Source organism: Ensifer adhaerens (assembly GCF_001270265.1).
GTDB lineage: Bacteria > Pseudomonadota > Alphaproteobacteria > Rhizobiales > Rhizobiaceae > Ensifer > Ensifer adhaerens_B.
Genome location: NZ_LGAP01000027.1, coordinates 35,421 through 52,309, shown reverse-complemented (window position 1 = coordinate 52,309; position 16,889 = coordinate 35,421). Strand labels below are relative to the sequence as shown.

At 58.2% G+C, this 16,889-nt stretch carries 15 protein-coding genes; 14 read left to right on the top strand and 1 reads right to left on the bottom strand.

The features are described from left to right. The first annotated feature begins 47 nt into the window (after positions 1–47). Entirely contained in the window at positions 48–1,175 is a 1,128-nt protein-coding gene (locus AC244_RS27255) for an alcohol dehydrogenase family protein (protein ID WP_053251959.1), read from the top strand. Between the two features lie 51 nt (positions 1,176–1,226). Next, positions 1,227–2,672: an FAD-binding oxidoreductase gene (locus AC244_RS27250; protein ID WP_053251958.1), complete on the top strand. Its 1,446-nt coding sequence runs from the start codon at positions 1,227–1,229 to the stop codon at positions 2,670–2,672. On the opposite strand, the gene AC244_RS38640 is transcribed toward AC244_RS27250, so the two are convergent. Next, the gene (locus AC244_RS38640) at positions 2,669–3,679 is read right to left on the bottom strand and encodes a TetR/AcrR family transcriptional regulator (RefSeq protein WP_082367186.1); all 1,011 of its coding nucleotides are present in this window, start codon (positions 3,677–3,679) and stop codon (positions 2,669–2,671) included. The two genes, AC244_RS27250 and AC244_RS38640, sit on opposite strands and share 4 nt — an antisense overlap. Here AC244_RS38640 and torT point away from each other — a divergent pair. The 12 genes from torT to AC244_RS27185 all read left to right on the top strand — a co-directional run bounded on the left by torT (position 3,564) and on the right by AC244_RS27185 (position 16,785). Then, positions 3,564–4,754 (top strand): TMAO reductase system periplasmic protein TorT, encoded by a 1,191-nt coding sequence (gene torT, locus AC244_RS27240; RefSeq protein ID WP_053251956.1) that lies wholly within the window; start codon positions 3,564–3,566, stop codon positions 4,752–4,754. The two genes, AC244_RS38640 and torT, sit on opposite strands and share 116 nt — an antisense overlap. Positions 4,755–4,838: 84 nt before the next feature. Further along, on the top strand, positions 4,839–6,269 hold the full coding sequence (locus AC244_RS27235) for a sugar ABC transporter ATP-binding protein (protein ID WP_053251955.1): 1,431 nt from the start codon (positions 4,839–4,841) through the stop codon (positions 6,267–6,269). Next, the gene (locus tag AC244_RS27230; RefSeq protein ID WP_053251954.1) at positions 6,266–7,348 is read left to right on the top strand and encodes an ABC transporter permease; all 1,083 of its coding nucleotides are present in this window, start codon (positions 6,266–6,268) and stop codon (positions 7,346–7,348) included. The genes AC244_RS27235 and AC244_RS27230 overlap by 4 nt, the downstream gene beginning before the upstream one ends. A 14-nt stretch (positions 7,349–7,362) precedes the next feature. Continuing rightward, the gene (locus tag AC244_RS27225) at positions 7,363–9,687 is read left to right on the top strand and encodes a molybdopterin-dependent oxidoreductase (protein ID WP_053251953.1); all 2,325 of its coding nucleotides are present in this window, start codon (positions 7,363–7,365) and stop codon (positions 9,685–9,687) included. 182 nt (positions 9,688–9,869) lie between these two features. Further along, positions 9,870–11,294 (top strand): aldehyde dehydrogenase family protein, encoded by a 1,425-nt coding sequence (locus AC244_RS27220; protein WP_053251952.1) that lies wholly within the window; start codon positions 9,870–9,872, stop codon positions 11,292–11,294. A gap of 275 nt (positions 11,295–11,569) precedes the next feature. Continuing rightward, positions 11,570–12,415 carry an alpha/beta fold hydrolase gene (locus AC244_RS27215; protein ID WP_053251951.1) on the top strand — a complete coding sequence of 282 codons (846 nt, stop codon included), beginning with the start codon at positions 11,570–11,572 and terminating at the stop codon, positions 12,413–12,415. Positions 12,416–12,818: 403 nt separating this feature from the next. Further along, complete coding sequence (locus AC244_RS27210) at positions 12,819–13,568, top strand: electron transfer flavoprotein subunit beta/FixA family protein (protein WP_053251950.1); 750 nt, start codon at positions 12,819–12,821, stop codon at positions 13,566–13,568. 20 nt (positions 13,569–13,588) lie between these two features. Next, on the top strand, positions 13,589–14,521 hold the full coding sequence (locus AC244_RS27205; RefSeq protein WP_053251949.1) for an electron transfer flavoprotein subunit alpha/FixB family protein: 933 nt from the start codon (positions 13,589–13,591) through the stop codon (positions 14,519–14,521). 15 nt (positions 14,522–14,536) lie between these two features. Next, complete coding sequence (locus AC244_RS27200) at positions 14,537–15,235, top strand: dimethylsulfonioproprionate lyase family protein (RefSeq protein WP_152976120.1); 699 nt, start codon at positions 14,537–14,539, stop codon at positions 15,233–15,235. 54 nt (positions 15,236–15,289) lie between these two features. Then, positions 15,290–15,868 (top strand): adenylate kinase, encoded by a 579-nt coding sequence (locus tag AC244_RS27195; RefSeq protein WP_053251947.1) that lies wholly within the window; start codon positions 15,290–15,292, stop codon positions 15,866–15,868. Beyond that, positions 15,865–16,359: a thioesterase family protein gene (locus AC244_RS27190; protein WP_053251946.1), complete on the top strand. Its 495-nt coding sequence runs from the start codon at positions 15,865–15,867 to the stop codon at positions 16,357–16,359. Before AC244_RS27195 ends, AC244_RS27190 begins: the two co-directional genes overlap by 4 nt. A 132-nt stretch (positions 16,360–16,491) precedes the next feature. Further along, entirely contained in the window at positions 16,492–16,785 is a 294-nt protein-coding gene (locus tag AC244_RS27185) for a dienelactone hydrolase family protein (RefSeq protein ID WP_053251945.1), read from the top strand. Positions 16,786–16,889 lie beyond the last annotated feature (104 nt).

Sequence of the window (16,889 nt, the reverse complement as noted above, 5' to 3'; positions counted from 1 at the left end):
TTCCAATCATCAGGCAACCGAACTAGCCGGTCATTGAGGAGACATTTATGGACACCAAACAATCAGTTCCGGAAAAGATGCGCGCTGTCCTCCTAACCGGTTTCGGGGGGATTGATAAGCTCGAGTACCGTGATGACGTCCCTGTGCCGCACCCCGCAGCCGGGGAAGTTCTAGTTCGCGTCGGTGCATGTGGCATGAACAACACCGACATCAATCTCCGCACCCGGTGGTATGACCGCGACGTCAATGAAAGCCTCTCTGAGGACGTGGGACTGAAAGGCGTCGGAGGCTCGAAATCCGATTCCGAGACAAGCGGCACGTGGAAGGAGGAGACGATCGTTTTCCCGCGTATCCAAGGCGCGGCCGTGGTTGGGACGATCGCGCAAGTAGGCGGGTCGGTCGATAGCGTGAGGATTGGCGAGCGTGTCATTGTGGACCCGCAGGTCAGGGATCTTTCGCTCCCCGAGCGGGCCCAGTTGGTCGCCTACCTTGGCGGGGAGCGCGACGGCGGCTTTGCGGAGTATGTGGTCGTTCCGGCGGAGAATGCCTACGCCATCGAGTCCAGCCTCTCGGACGCCGAACTTGCAACCTTTCCGACGTCTTATGACACTGCGGAAGAAATGCTCGTCCGTGCACGGCTCGCCAGGGGTGAGACCGTTGTTATCACCGGCGCTGCCGGTGGCGTGGGTACCGCACTCGTGCAGCTGTCGTTGATACGGGGCGCAACGGTGATCGCCATCGCCGGAGCTGCGAAAGAGGAACGATTGAGGGCTCTCGGCGCGCACCATTTCGTAGCACGGGAGAACCCGGATGTTCGCGGGGCGATCGAGGCGATCGAGGGGGAAAGGGCGGTGCATGTCGTCGCCGATGTCGTCGGCGGTCCCTTCTTCACGGACAGTCTCAAATTGCTTTGCCGCGGCGGACGATACTCCACTGCAGGTGCGATCGCAGGCCCCATCCAACCGATGGATCTCCGGGACCTCATCTACAAGGATCTGGAGATGTACGGGATCACTTGCCCAACCCCTGACACCTTCAAGTCGGTCATCAACCACGTCGCTTCGGGACGCTTGAAGCCCCTGATCGAAAAAACATACTCGCTTAAGGACTTGCCGCTGGCGCAGACCGAACTTGTTAAACGCAATCATGTGGGCAAGTTGGTCGTGGTTCCGTAAGCAACGGGCACACCCTCGCGAATCCTGACGCTGTGACACGAGATACATTTGATGAATGCTGTTGAGAACGCCCTCTCAAGTCTGCCCCCTGAGGTCGTCGTCCGCGATCAGGATATCGTGAGCAAGTACACGACCGACTTTCGTCATCTTTACGCCGGTCGTGCTGTGGCGGTGCTCAGGCCGCGTTCTGTCGCGGAAGTGCAGCAAGTCGTTCGGACACTCACCGCCCACGGCGTACCGATCGTCCCTCAAGGAGGAAACACCAGCTACTGCACGGCGGCGACTCCAGATCGAGGTGGAGGTGAAGTCGTTGTTAGCCTCGAGCGCTTGAACAAGGTTCGGGAGATAGACGTCGGCAACTTGTCTATGATCGTTGATGCAGGATGCATCCTGAGCGACCTGCACGACGCCGCCTCAGACTGCGATTTGATGCTTCCGCTGAGCCTCGGATCGCAACAGTCCTGCCAGATCGGTGGAAACCTATCTACCAACGCGGGCGGAATAGCGGTCGTGAAGCACGGCATGGCGAGGGACTTGGTCCTCGGGTTGGAAGTGGTCCTTCCCGACGGCTCGCTCCTGATCGACCTTAATCCGCTAAGGAAGAACAACTCCGGGTACGATACGAAGCAGTTGTTCATAGGAGCAGAGGGCACCCTGGGCATCATCACGGGCGCGTCGTTGAAGCTGGCCAGAAAACCCAGGGCCACGGTGACAGCCTTTTTGGCGATAAGCGATATCTCTGAGCTTTCGACCCTCCTCGATCGCGCCCAGAGGTTCACCGGAGACGCGGTGACTTCGTTCGAATACGTCTCGAATAGTTCTCTCGAACTTCTGTTGCGGAAGCGCCCCGCTCTCAGGCATCCGCTGGAGCAGGCAAGCGAACATTATGTCTTGCTTGAAGCGGCAACCTCTTCACATCTGCTCGATATTCAAGGGGCCGTTGAGGCGCTTCTGGAGGAAGCGATGACCGATGGTCTGGTCATCGACGGTGCGATCGCGGCTAATGAGGAACACAGGAGTCACTTCTGGCATCTGCGGGAGAACATCCCGGAGGCCGAAGTGCTGAATGGGGGCTCGGTTAAACACGACGTTTCGGTTCGGACTTCGAGACTCGCTTCGTTCATTGAGCAAGCCTCGCAGATCGTAAGATCGCATCGCCCCAGCGCCATTCTCTCGATCTACGGGCATGTCGGTGATGGAAATGTGCACTTCAACGTCGTTCCTCCGGCAGAGGCCGTTCCGTCTGAATTCAAGTCTTCGTTTGAGACTATTGTCTCGCCGCTGATCTACAGCTTGGCTGCCGACATGGGCGGCTCTTTCAGCGCGGAATATGGCATCGGGCGGGTGAAGCTCGATTTGCTCGAGAAATACGGGGACCCCGGCAAGATCGCGGTGATGAAAAAGCTGAAGCACGCGTTGGACCCGGAAGGCCACATGAACCCAGGGAAAGTCGTTCGACAGCTCTCGGCCGCTCCGCCCGACAACCTAATCTACTAGCTGGCCCGCTTTATCTGCGAGACCTTCGCCCGGCTGAACACGGCTTCCGCCATCTCGAAGCTCAGCTCCTTGGCACTCTTCGACTCAGGATCGGAAAAATACTGGAAGCTGCAACCGTCGACGATAACGAGCAATGATTGGGCGATCGTCATGAGGTCCCAATCGCAGGACTCGCCCGAAGCGTCCTGCGCCTGCTTCAAGACGGAAACAATTTCGGTCAAGTAGAGCGGGTACATTACGCTCCGGATGCGGTCGCTGTTGCGCACGGCCCAGAGAAACAGCTCGAACTGAGCTTGGGCATTTTGCGGTACTTCCTCGATCGCATCCCACCAGGCCTGCAGCATGCTCCGAACGGTTGCTCGCATTCCGCCGCCCGTCTGGAAACGCATGGAATCAGGCACCATCTCCTTCAGCCACCGTTCAACAGCGGCGTGGACTAGGTCGTCTTTGTCCTTGAAGCAGTAGTGAACCGCCGCGAGTGACGCATTTGCGCGTTTGGCCACCTCACGCATGGTGACCGATTGCATACCGTTCTCGCGCATAACCTGGATCGTGGCGTCGACGAGTTGTTCGCGCCGAAGCGCTGATGGAATTCGCACTGAACATTCCCCTGTTCGTACCGGGCGGTTGGCCGAAAGGTATCGGCATCGACCGCATCGAAGCAAGGTAACAAATTTGACGTAAAAAGGACATGGGCAATTGACTGAGACAATCGTCCATGTCACTCTACGTACTTGGCGGTATAAATACCGACCGGAGGAGTATCTCGGAAAACCGCGGCCCGTAGGGGCGTTAACGACTTCAAACGTGGCTTCGGTCGCTTTGAAGATCGAAGCGGCGCGTCGGATCGCGGACAAACATCTAGCGAGTTGAAAAACAGGGGAACTACAAATGAACCTATCCAAACTAATCGCGTCGTTTTGTTGCGCGACGGCTCTGGCGGTCGGCTCCGCGGCCTTCGCGGAGCAGCCTGCCCCAACGCCGATCGTAGACGAGGCGAACGGCATTTTTTCGGACCCTGCCAAAAACAGCGCCGAAGCGTTGAAACAGGCAGTTACTGCCGACGACTGGGCTGTGCCGGTGGTCGTCGTGGATTGCGAAACGCCTGGCTGCGATGGATCTCGTACTCCGTCGGTCTACACTCCGCTTCCGGCTAATGAGATTAAAGGAAAGTGGAACGTTTGCGCGGTAATCCCGCATCTCAAGGATCCGTACTGGGTGGGTCAGGATGCCGGGTTCGTCGCCGAAGCCAAACGAACTGGGGTCTCGCTTCAGATTTACGAAGCGGGCGGCTACACGGAAATCTCGAAGCAGATCAATCAATTGAACAACTGCGTGGCTGCGGGCGCGGATGCGGTAATCGTAAGCGCCGTGAGCAGCGAGGCGCTTTCACCGATTGTCGAGCGCATCAAGAACGACGGCACCGTCGTCATCGACCTGGTCAACAGCCTCGCCACTCCGGCGGTCACCGGCCGTGCGTTGTTCGACCACTGCACGATCGGCAAATTCCTGGGCAAATACCTCAAAGAAGCAGGCGAGCCGGTCAAGGCTGTCTGGTTGCCAGGCCCATCCGGCCAAGCTTTGCTTGAGAAACTTATGACCTGCTTCTCGGACGAAGCCGGGGAAAAGATCGAGGTCTTGACGAAGCTTTACGGCGATACCGGCAAGGACGCGCAGCTCGCGCTCGTCGAGAACGCAATCAATGCCTATCCCGAAATGAACTACATCCTTGGAAGCGCGGTTACGGCTGAAGCCGCCGTGAGCCCGCTCGCGCAAAACGGCCTTTCGGATAAGGTCAAAACCGCGTCCTATTACATGACCCCCGGTCTTTACGAGCAGCTCAGGGCAGGCAAGGCTACCTGCGCCAGTGCCGGCAACGAAATGATCTTGTCCCGCATCGCCATCGACATGGCTGTCCGCGCGCTGGAAGGCAAACCTTTCAACGGCGGCAAGTACGTCAGCATGACGGCAAACGTGATCTGCGGCCCGGCGGCAGGCGAGAAGTTCAACAACGTCGACACGATGTCCAAAGAACTCAACCTTCCGCCCGAGGGCTTCCGCCCGGTCTTCAGTGTAAACTGAGGGAGGTGATCCGCTTTGACTCTGCCAGTAGCAGCAACGCGGGGGGTCTGGAAAAGCTTCCAGGCTTCCCCCGCCCTCAGAGATGTGAGCATCGACTTCAAACCAGGATCGGTCCACGTCCTGTTTGGCGAAAACGGCGCGGGAAAGTCCACTTTGATCGGCCTTCTTTCGGGCGTGCACCAGCCGGACAAGGGACAGATCCTCATTGGAGGCGAAGCAACAACGATTTCGAGCCCGCGTGAAGCACGCGAACTCGGGGTATCCACAGTCTTCCAGGACCCGGCCCTCATTCCCCAGCTTACGGTTTGCGAAAACCTGACATTGGGGAGAGAGCCGCTGAAACGAGGGTTTCTTCAGCGGCGACGTCAAACCGCGATCGCTGTCGAAGCACTCGAGCGAATCGGCTCCAGAATCTCGGTCTCGGCGCTGGCCAGCGATTTGAGCCGCGCGGACCAGCAGGTCGTGGAAATCGCGCGTGCCCTTCAGGGCTCGGCGCGCCTGCTGATCTTGGATGAACCTACGGCGACACTGACGGAAGAGGAGACGGAGCGTCTCTTCGCGATCCTTGAACGGCTCCGTGCAGACGGAATCGCGATGATCTACATCACTCACCGGATGGGTGAAATCAGAAGGATCGGCGACGAGGTTTCGATACTTCGGGACGGCGCGCTGGTCCGCACTACCCGCGTCGCCGACGTGAGCGACCGAGAACTTGTCGAACTCATGACGGGACGACGCGTGGATGCGATTTTCCCCGAAGTTCCTCACAGGCCCAGAGATGGTGGGCTGGAGTTTCGGGGAGTCTCGGGAGGTTCCATCGAAGACATCACATTTCACGTAAAGCGGGGCGAGATCGTTGGCCTGACGGGTCTTGTCGGGTCCGGAAAGGGCGAAGTCGGAAAACTGTGCTTCGGTCTTTCCAAGACACAATCCGGCGAGATTTTGATCGACGGCAGCGACGTCGGCCCGGCGTCGCCTGAAAAACGGCTCAAGCGCGGTATCATTTACTATCCGGGCGACCGCAAGAGGGATGGTCTCATAGGTGTGAGATCCGCACGAGAGAACGTGACACTCTCATCGCTGGACGAATGGCAGAATTGGGGTTTCCTCAATCGCGCAAGCGAGAAGAAAGCGGCGAGTGACATCCTTGCCAAGCTTCATTTGAGGCCGGCCAACCCGGACGCGCTGCCGACGACATTTTCCGGCGGCAATCAGCAGAAGATCGTGTTGGGGCGCGGGTTCACCCGGTCGTATGCGGTTCACGTGTTTGACGAACCGACCGCAGGAGTCGACGTCGGTGCACGCGCGGAAATCTACGACGCGATCATGAAGCTGGCCGAGAGCGGAGCCGCAGTGCTCGTCATCTCCTCGGACCTGCCGGAAATCGTCAACCTCTCACACAGGGCGTATGTCGTCGCACATGGTCAAATCGTCGGTGAGTTCTCCGGCGAAGAACTCAGCGAGAAGACGCTGCTTCCCTTCTTTTTCCACGAGCCGACGAGGGCCGTAATATGACAGAACACACCGCAAAGGTCGTAGCGCTTCCGCACGGCCAGCCAATCCATCACGCAACCAGTCATTCTCAGCAAGCCGGCAGTGATTTCTCCACATTCTTCCGTCGGCAGTTCATCAACTACGGCATCCTTCCGCTTCTTCTGGTAGCTCTCATCTTGACGTTCGCGATCATTGAGCCGCGATTCCTGTCTTACGCCAACGTGATGAACGTCACGCGGCAGGTCAGCTATCTGGGGATCATCGTCGTCGCACAGATGCTCTATCTGGTAACCGCCAATTACGATCTTTCGAACGGCGCAACGGTGGCGCTTTCATCGATCGGTTGTGCCTTGGTGATGGCCGCTACGGCTGGCGGCGATCCGGCGACTTCGATCGCGCTTGGATGTTTGGCGGCGCTTGGGGTCTCTCTCTTCATTGGCATCGTCAACGGGGTGCTGATCGCTGTAGTGAAAGTATCCTCGTTCATGGTGACCCTGGGCATGGCTTCCGCAGCGGTCGGCGTCGCGTTGTTGGTTACGGGAGGGGTGCCCGTTTACGGTCTTCCCCCCGAGTTCTCGAGGTACTTCGGCGAATACGCAGTATTCGGCGTTCCATTTCCTGCGATCGTCTTCGGGATTGTCGTGGGCGCGGCCTACGTGTTGCTGAATTGGACCAAGATAGGCAGGCATGCCTTTGCGGTTGGGGGCAATGAGCGCGCCGCCTTCCAATCTGGCGTGAACGTCAGGCGCACGCTGTTGTGCATGTGCATTTCCGGCAGCGTGCTCGCTGGTCTTGTGGGGCTCCTGTTGACCGCGAGAATGTCGACCGGGGAAGCGAACGTCGGAGTCGAGTTTCCGATGCAGTCGATCATTGCATGCGTGATTGGGGGCATAGCGCTCTCCGGCGGCGAAGGGCGGGTGTCCGGCGCGGTTATGGGCGCGCTTTTCATCGTCCTCCTGAGCAACGGCATGGATCTTATCAGGGTCCAAAGCTACGTGCAGGATATCCTGCTTGGAGGCCTCTTGGTCCTCGCGATCATCGTAGACAAGCTGCGCACGCGTGTAAGGCTGCGGCAGGTAGCAGCGCCCCAAGCCGCATAGGTACGAGACAGGTTATGGCTCACGACAAACATTCCTCGGACGCATCTGCGTCCGAGTTCGCGCTCGGCCACTGGGGCTTGCATCGGGTTGCGCGGGACGCCGCGGGCAACGCTAGTCTCCAGCCTTGGGAAGGCGACGGCAATCCAAGCCCGATCGGGCTCGACTTGCTGTCGGAAGAGGTTCAATCGCTCCGCGTTCGCCGACCGGCGTTCCGGGAAAGCTGGCTCCGGGAAGGGGCGGGCGCACACCGCGAGCGACGCGGAAGCGACAGATTCGTCGAGGTCCCTTGGGACGAGGCGTTTGAACTTGTGGCGGGTGAGCTCTCCCGGGTGAAACGCGAAAATGGAAACCGGGGGATCTTCGGCGGATCCTATGGCTGGGGCAGCGCCGGTCGGTTCCACCACGCACAAAGCCAGATCCACCGTTTCCTCAATACGATCGGCGGTTATGTCCGTGGTCGCGACTCCTATAGTTTCGGCGCCGGCTCGGTGATCATGCCGCACGTGGTTGCACCAATGGAGCAATTGCTCGAGCAGCACACCGATTGGAATACGCTCGCCGGCCACACGCAACTGTTCGTGGCGTTTGGCGGTATTCCCCTGCGCAACACGCAGATGACCGCCGGAGGTCCCAGCCGTCATCGCGTCCGCGAATCGCTCGATCTCATGAGGTCGAGCGGCGTGCGCTTCGTGAACATATCGCCGCTTCGCCAAGACATCGACGGTTCCTCGGAGTGGATTCAGGTCCGCCCGAACACTGACGTAGCTTTGATGCTCGGATTGATGCATGTCCTCCTATCCGAAGGCCTGCACGATACCGGCTTCCTGACGCGCTATTGCACGGGTGGCGACGAGGTGAGGGCATATGTCTTCGGCGAAAACGATGGGGTCCCCAAGACACCGGACTGGGCATCGATGATCACCGGGGTGCCGGCACCGAGAATTGTCGAACTGGCGCGCGAGATGGCCAGGTCGAAAACGATGATCAACGCCTCCTGGTCGCTCCAACGCCAGAGCCACGGAGAGCAATCCTATTGGGCATTGGTCACCCTGGCGTCGCACCTCGGGCAGATAGGGACGCCGGGAGGCGGATTCGGCATCGGATATGGTACCCTGAACTCGGTCGGCTCCAGCGAGTTGAGGGTTTCAGGACCAAGACTTTCCCAGGGAAAGAACCTCGTCGACGAGTTCATACCAGTCGCGCGGATTGCGGACATGCTGTTGAACCCCGGCGCGCAATTCGAGTACGATGGAGGCACCTACACATACCCTGACATCAGGCTTATCTATTGGGCGGGCGGGAACCCCTTCCATCATCACCAGGATCTCAATCGTTTCATTTCCGCCTGGCAACGCCCCGAGACGATAATCATCCAGGAGCAGTATTGGACAAGCACCGCTAAAGCGGCAGACATCGTATTGCCTACCAGCACCTCCTTGGAGCGCAACGACATCGGATTCGCCTCACGAGAGGGACATCTAGTCGCGATGCGTAAAGTGACGGACCCGGTCGGGCTCGCTAAAAGCGACTTCGAGATCTTCTGTGGCATCGCCGACAAGATGGGCATGGGCCGTGAGTTCTCGGAAGGACGAACCGCGGAAAATTGGCTGGAGCACATGTACGAGGACTTCCGGCAAAGAGTTGCAGCCCAGGTCCCGCTGCCTGACTTCGGTACGTTCTGGGAACTCGGACGTATCGAGTTTCCGCCATCCAACAAGCCCACCGTCATGCTCGAGGGATTCAGGACGGATCCCGAGGCACACCCGCTTAAGACCCCATCCCGGCGCATCGAGCTCTATTCTGAGAAGATTGCCGGCTTCGGGTACGACGATTGTCCAGGACAGGCGACTTGGATGGAGCCCGTTGAGTGGCTGGGTTCACCGAAAGCGACAAGGTTTCCGTTGCACCTGCTCAGCCAGGAGCCTCGGCTACGCCTCCATAGCCAACTGGACCACTCTCCCCACAGCCGTGCGGGTAAGGTCGACAGCAGGGAGCCTATCCTGCTGAATCTTGCCGACGCCGAAGCTCGCGGGATCCGGGAGGGCGATATCGTTCGCGTGTTCAACGAACGCGGTGCCTGCCTCGCGGCAGCGAAGATTACCGAAGATGTCGTTCCGGGCGTCGCCATCATCGCGACGGGGGCGTGGTTCGATCCACAGGATTGGACGGCGACAAACAGTCTTGAGAAACACGGCAATCCGAACGTCCTCACAATTGACGTGGGTGCGTCGAAACTCTCCCAGGCGACGGTTGCTCAGTCATGCCTCGTCGAGGTCGAATCCTATCTCGAGTCGCCCCCGAAAGTGACCGCTTTCGAGCTTCCGAAGTTCGATGAGTAGCCACTGGTGACTTTCGGAACTGGGTCAGCGGCAAATGGCAAACTTAAATCGTTGTCTCGGATGTAGACATTCTACCAACTAGGATATATTGATACCAATCAGTATGTGTTCGCAACGGCGCCTTTGGAAGCCGGATTTGTTGATGACCACGGCCCGGCAGATGCGAAGAAAGAGGGAGAATCATGGAACACGCGACTAAGTTCTACATCGACGGAAAGTGGGTCGAACCCGCCTCCAACGCGACAGCGCATCTTATCAATCCGGCTACCGAAGAAGTCTTCGCCACTATTGCCATGGGAAGCGCGGAGGATGTCGACAAAGCCGTGAAGGCCGCTCGCCGAGCATTCCCCGCTTTTTCGAAGTCTTCCGTCGAGGAACGCATCCATCTTCTCCAGAAGATTGAAGCAATCTTCCTCAGACGCGAGCGCGAGATCGCCGAGACGGTTACGCAAGAAATGGGCATGCCCATTTCATTGAGCACTACGGGGCTTTTGGACTGGTGCAAAGTTCATACCGCCGCGACAATCGAAATACTCAAGAACTTTCAGTTTGCCGAGAAGCTCGGCACAACGACCGTGTACAAGGAGCCGATTGGCGTGGTCGGCTTGATCACCCCGTGGAATTGGCCGATCGGTCAGATCTTTACGAAGATCCTCCCGGCGCTCGCAACGGGTTGCACCATGGTGCTCAAGCCGAGCCAGCTAACTCCCCTCGACGCGATCATCCTCGCGGAAATCATGGATGAGGCCGGCGTCCCCGCAGGCGTGTTCAATCTTGTCAACGGCGAGGGACGAGTGGTCGGCGAAGCGATTTCGCAGCACCCTGATATCGACATGGTTTCGTTCACGGGCTCGACCCGCGCTGGGATCCAGATCAGCAAGTCCGCGGCCGACACCATCAAACGCGTCGTAAGCGAGCTTGGTGGAAAATCTGCGAACATCATCCTGGACGACGCCGACTTCGACACGGCCATCGAAAGTGCGGTAGCGAATTGCTTCTTTATTAACGGGCAGGCCTGCGATGCCGGTACCCGCTTGCTGGTTCCCCGCACTCGATTGGAGGAAGCAACAAAGCTTGCCGCTGCCGCCGCAAACGCGAACGTGTTGGGTTCGCCTGCCGACCCTAAGACTACGCTTGGTCCGGTGATGAATGCGAACCAGTTCGCGCGCGTGCAGGAACTTATCCAAACGGGCATCGATGAGGGAGCACGCCTTGTGGCCGGCGGAACGGGACGGCCTGAGGGGATCGAGGCCGGCTACTACGTCAAGCCAACGGTCTTTTCCGATGTGAAGCCGGGTATGACGATCTACCGTGAGGAAATTTTCGGTCCGGTACTGAGCATCACGGCCTACGAAGATCTTGATGATGCCGTCCGGATCGCTAACGACACCGTATATGGCCTTGCGGCCCATATCACGGGAAAGAACATGGACACGATCCGAAAGCTCTCACGTGAGCTCCGTGCAGGCTCTGTGTTCGTCAATTCGCCGGACTGGGATCCCAAGGCGCCATTCGGCGGTTACCGGGAGTCGGGCAACGGACGCGAGTGCGGGGAGTACGGCTTCACCGAGTTTCTCGAGATCAAGGCCGTCGTCGGTCACGGTTGACACCTACCATGGGCCGCATTCGATCGATGCGGCCCTTTTGTTTCCTTGCTACCAACGTTGCCTGTGAAACAACTTGGAATGCATCAGCGGGTCATAGCGGGGAGCCTATCGCCCTTGTTGTGAAAAAGTGTCTCGCAGCAAGCAGCCGCGGTGCTGATTTAGACCCTGTTGAACGGTGCGCGGACATTCCCTTTGAGGATCCTCCACATCATCCACGCATGGTCTGCAGCACCCAAGACGAGCCGAGATCCAATCATAAGAGGAGGAGGATACAGATGGATGCAACCGTCTCCAGCGCAAGTCTCGATTTCTGGGTGCCGTCCCAAGAGGCGTGGGCGAACAGCAAGAAGAGAGTGGAACTGCCGAACGGCATGTCTATGGCATACACCGATTTCGGTGATCCTTCCGGCGCGCCGCTTTTGTTGATCCACGGCTATACCGACAACAGCAGAGCTTGGTCTCTTAACGGGCCTTACCTGCGGGGGCGTCGCCTGATTGCGATCGATCTCAGAGGACACGGACAGAGCTCCGTCACTGATACCTATAGTGTCGACGAACTGGCCAACGATGTCGCGCTGTTCATTGATAAGCTCGGTTTGGGTAAAATAGACGTAGCCGGACACTCGCTCGGATCCATAACCGCCCAGGTCCTCGCGGCATTCTACCCAGACAAGGTCAACAGTATCGTTCTTGTGAATTCGACGCTGAAGGTAAATGCCGGTCCCGGAGAGTTTCTCTGGGATACGGTGATGGACCTGAGTTATCCACTCGATCCCGATGGCGCATTGATGAGCGAGTGGTTCTGGAATCCTACCCCTATAGATCCGACTTTCCTGCACTACTCGATCCAAGAAGCAGCTCGAACGGATGAAAGGACCTGGCGAGGTGTGCTTCGGGCGCTGAGCACGACTGATCTTGCACCTATCCAGTCCCTTATCAAAGCCAAGGTCATGATCATTTGGGGCGACTTGGATCCTCTCTTCGATCTTGGATCCCAGGAAGCTCTTCGGGCCGTCCATCCTGACGCGGAGATCCTCACCATCGAGGGGGCCGGTCACAACCCGAACTGGGAGCACCCGGAAAAAGTGGCGAAGGCTATCCTGCGCTTTCTGGCGCGATAGCAGAGGAGGAACGGAGATGGCCGTCCCTCCGCGATAAAGGGCACCCCTTAGGGCCAGCTTCCATTCCGAACTCCCGATCGAACAAGGGCTCATCAAGGAGGGACACTGGAACTCACTCGATTGAACACGTCCTTGCAGGCATCGAGTTGACTCAGCATTTCTCGAGAAACGGCGCCCAGTATAAACCGTCACGACGACGGGTTCCAATCGCGAGGAGGGGCGGGTGCGGGATCAGTGATTGTTCGAATTCATAGCGCACGAACATTGCAGAAAAAAAACAAGATTGTGCAGGAAGGAATATTGTACTAATAGGAATGTGTTTGTACTAATGCGTATATGACTGCCCAACGACGTGCCGAGTGCCGGGGTTGGCCAAATCCGAACAGTCCGGATGGAGACAAGCATGAAGATTCTCGTTCCCGTCAAACGGGTGGTTGATTACAACGTTAAAATCCGCGTGAAGGCTGACGGCTCGGGGGTCGAACTGGCCAACGTGAAAATGTCGATGAACCCGTTCGACGAAATCTCGGTCGAGGAGGCCCTGCGGCTCAAGGAAGGCGGGGAAGCCAGCGAGGTGATTGTTGTCTCGATCGGCCCAGCCAAGGCCGAAGAGACATTGCGCACAGCCCTCGCCATGGGAGCCGACCGCGCTATCCTGGTAGAGACCGAAGACCACGTCGAACCGCTCGCCGTTGCCAAAATACTCAAGGCAATCGTCGATTCTGAGCAGCCGGGCCTCATTCTCGTGGGCAAACAGGCTATCGACGACGATTCGAACCAGACTGGACAAATGCTTGCCGCGCTGCTTGGTTCCTCGCAGGCAACCTTCGCCTCTGCCCTCGAGCTATCCAACGGCAAGGCACGCGTAGTGCGCGAAGTCGACGGTGGTCTGCAGACGATCGACATCAAGCTGCCAGCGGTCGTCACCACCGACCTGCGTCTGAACGAGCCGCGCTACGCCTCGCTGCCAAACATCATGAAGGCGAAGAAGAAGCCGCTCGACAAGAAGTCGCCGGCCGACTTCGGCGTCAACACCGCTGCCCGTCTAAAGGTACTGAAGACCGAGGAGCCGTCGGGCCGCAAGGCAGGCATCAAGGTCAAGTCGGTCACCGAGCTCGTCGAAAAGCTCAAGACCGAAGCGAGCGTTCTCTAGGTTCGAGAAGGAATTAAACAATGGCCATTCTTCTTCTGGCTGACCACGACAATTCAACCCTTTCCGACCAGACCTCCAAGGCGCTGACGGCGGCCACGATGATCGGCGGCGACGTGCATGTGCTCGTCGCTGGCAGGGCCGCAAGATCCGTTGCCGACGAGGCCGCTAAGCTTTCCGGCGTAACCAAGGTCTTGCTCGCCGAGAGCGACGATCTGGAGAACAGCCTTGCTGAGCCTCTCGCCGACCTGGTCATTTCCCTCGCAGCCAACTACGAAACAATTATCTCGGCCGCGACGTCGAACGGCAAGAACGTGCTCCCGCGCGTGGCGGCTTTACTCGACGTCGCACAGGTCTCGGAGATAGTCGAGGTGGTCTCGGCAGATACTTTCAAGCGGCCGATCTACGCCGGAAACGCCATCCAGACAGTGCAAGCTACCGATGCAAAGAAGGTAATTACCGTTCGCACTGCGTCGTTTTCCCCGGCCTCCCAGGGCCCCTCTGCTGCCGTCGAGGCCATCTCGACGGCAGCTTTTTCTTCCAGTCTTTCCGCTGTCGTGTCGACGTCGATCGCGGCCTCAGATCGCCCTGATCTGAATTCTGCCAAGATCGTGATCGCCGGCGGCCGTGCACTTGGTTCCGCTGAGAAATTCAACGCCGTCATCTTGCCCGTGGCCGACAAGCTCGGTGCGGCCGTTGGTGCTTCGCGGGCGGCCGTCGACGCCGGTTACGCCCCTAACGACTGGCAGGTGGGGCAGACCGGCAAGGTTGTCGCTCCTCAGCTCTATATTGCCGTTGGCATTTCTGGGGCGATCCAGCACTTGGCCGGCATGAAGGACTCGAAGGTCATCGTGGCAATCAACAAGGATGAGGAGGCTCCGATCTTCCAGGTTGCCGACTACGGTCTCGTCGGAGATCTGTTCGATATCCTCCCGGAACTCGAGCGCGCACTTTAGGATTGGGAGGCTCTGTTGGCAGCTTCCAATGCAGCATTGAAGCGGAGCGAGGACCTTCTGCTCGAAGACGCCGGTAAGCTCGAAAGTACCGGAGTCATCAAGCGAGCAGCCGGACGTCCAGCAGACCTCCAAAAGGTCGTCCTCGCGATGGGCGACCTTTTCCTAGCGGATTCAGCCCCGTTGATGGCGAAGTTTAACATCGGAAAGATAATCCATCTGCTTGAGAGACCGGGCCGCGTTAGAGTCGACCCGCTCCCCACAGCAGATGGATGCTTGCTCGACGCGGCGAGGGAAGTTCTCTCGAACGTCGCCCTGCACTCGGAAGGTTACAAGAGGTTCTCCGAGGGGCTTCAATCGGTCTTTGGTCGTTTGGAATGGTACACGGGAAGAGGGGGGGCGTTCGCAAGTATAAACTTTGAGCAGAACCATAGGCACGCGTTGCTTGTTGGTCCCGGCGCGGTGGAACATCGGACGGATGTTCGTATCGGGATGACGGTGCTTGGGTCGTATACGCGTTTTCCAGACCACGATCAGTTCCATTCCAGGGTCTTTATACCCTTGTCATTTGGGGAATATCGTTTTGGCAACGATCGTTGGGTCAGCGCAGGCCCTGGCGACGTCCTCTTTAATGCCGCGGGGAGGCAATGCGCTATCCGCTGTACGCGCGAACCTTTGGTCATGCTCTGGTGCCAGATCGAAGGTCGTGACCGATGAATACCAACTGCGCACGCGGTAACGTGCAGTAACATTGGCCAGGGGAGAAATGACATGCGCTTAGTAATGCTTGGTCCACCGGGAGCCGGCAAGGGAACCCAGGGACAACGTCTCTCTGAACGCTTCAATGTGCCACAGCTCTCGACCGGGGACATGCTAAGGGCTGCCGTCAAAGCCGAAAGCCCAGTTGGCATCGCGGCTAAGAGCGTTATGGATGCCGGGGGGCTGGTTGGCGACGATATCGTGGTCGGGTGCGTTGCGGAACGCCTACAGCAATCGGACGCCGTTGATGGCTTCATACTGGACGGATTTCCAAGAACCGTTGCGCAGGCCGTATCGCTGGACAAACTCCTCTTATCACGCCGGCTTTGTCTGACGGCGGTGATTGAGTTGCTTGTCGACGAGGAACTCCTTGTGAAGCGCGTTGAGCAACGCGCCCAGGACGCCCTGAACAACGGACAGTCGCCACGCTCGGACGACACGCCCGAAACGATCCGGAAAAGAATGGCCTCTTACCGGGAAAACACGGTTGTTCTCTCTAACTTCTACCATAATCAGAATCGGCTGATTCCCATCAACGGAATGGGTGCCGTAGATCAGGTAACCGTGGACATCCTCGAGGCACTTTCATGACGGCGACCGTCGATCACGAGACAAACCAGCCGTTAAGGCTTTGGCGCGGTGTCGTTCTGCCCGAATGGCTTGATTACAATGGCCACATGACGGAGCATCGATACCTGCAGGTTTTCGGGGAAGCGTCGGACGCTCTTTATGAACGTATCGGGGTTGACTTCGCCAACGCCGAGGCGGGCGCGTTCTTTACTCTGGAGACTCACATTCGACATCGCGCCGAGTCTAAGGTGGGAACCGAACTTTGGACCGAAACCCAACTGTTGGGCTATGATGAAAAACGCCTGCATATTTGGCACAGGCTGTATAATGTCGGCGGGGAACTGCTCGCGACAGGCGAGCATCTGTCCATCCATGTTCGCAAAACGAAGGTCGAACCCGCATCTGCGGTAATGCTGTCAGAGATCGCGAAGATTTTCGAATCCCAGCGAGATTTGCCGGTTCCCGAGGGCACTGGATCGGTGCTGACGAAACTATTGTCGTTCAGGCGCTGACCGCCCTTCGCGAATGCGTTTGCTGTACGTCCGGGTCTCGGAGTGATTTGCGCATTCCGGGTTCGCGATTCGCCACGCGCGCCGTACTCCTCAGGAGTGCGGCCGGTACGGTTTGCTGGCTGGCTCAATGCGATGTACGGCGTCAAGGTCGAGAAGCTGAAAAACGAAATCGAGAAGATCACCTGCCCGGCGCAGTTGCACTACGGCGACAACGATAACCACGATCCAATTGACGCGATCGGAGCCGTCCGCGGGTGGCTCGTGGGCCGGGCTCGACACGGTGATGAATTCTACACATATCCCGAAGCCGAACACGCCTTTTACAACCGCTTCAGGACAGATCGATTTAACGAACCGGCCCACCAACTCGCTGGTGCGGGGGTGTTGAGGTTTCTGGACGCCAATCTCGCGTCGACTCCAGCTTAGGTGCACAAAAGTCCCCCGGCAGCCGATACATCGGGAGACTTTGCCCTCGTAGTGGTTGGCTTGCCATTGTGCCCACCATGAACTGCTATTTCAGAAGTCGAAAT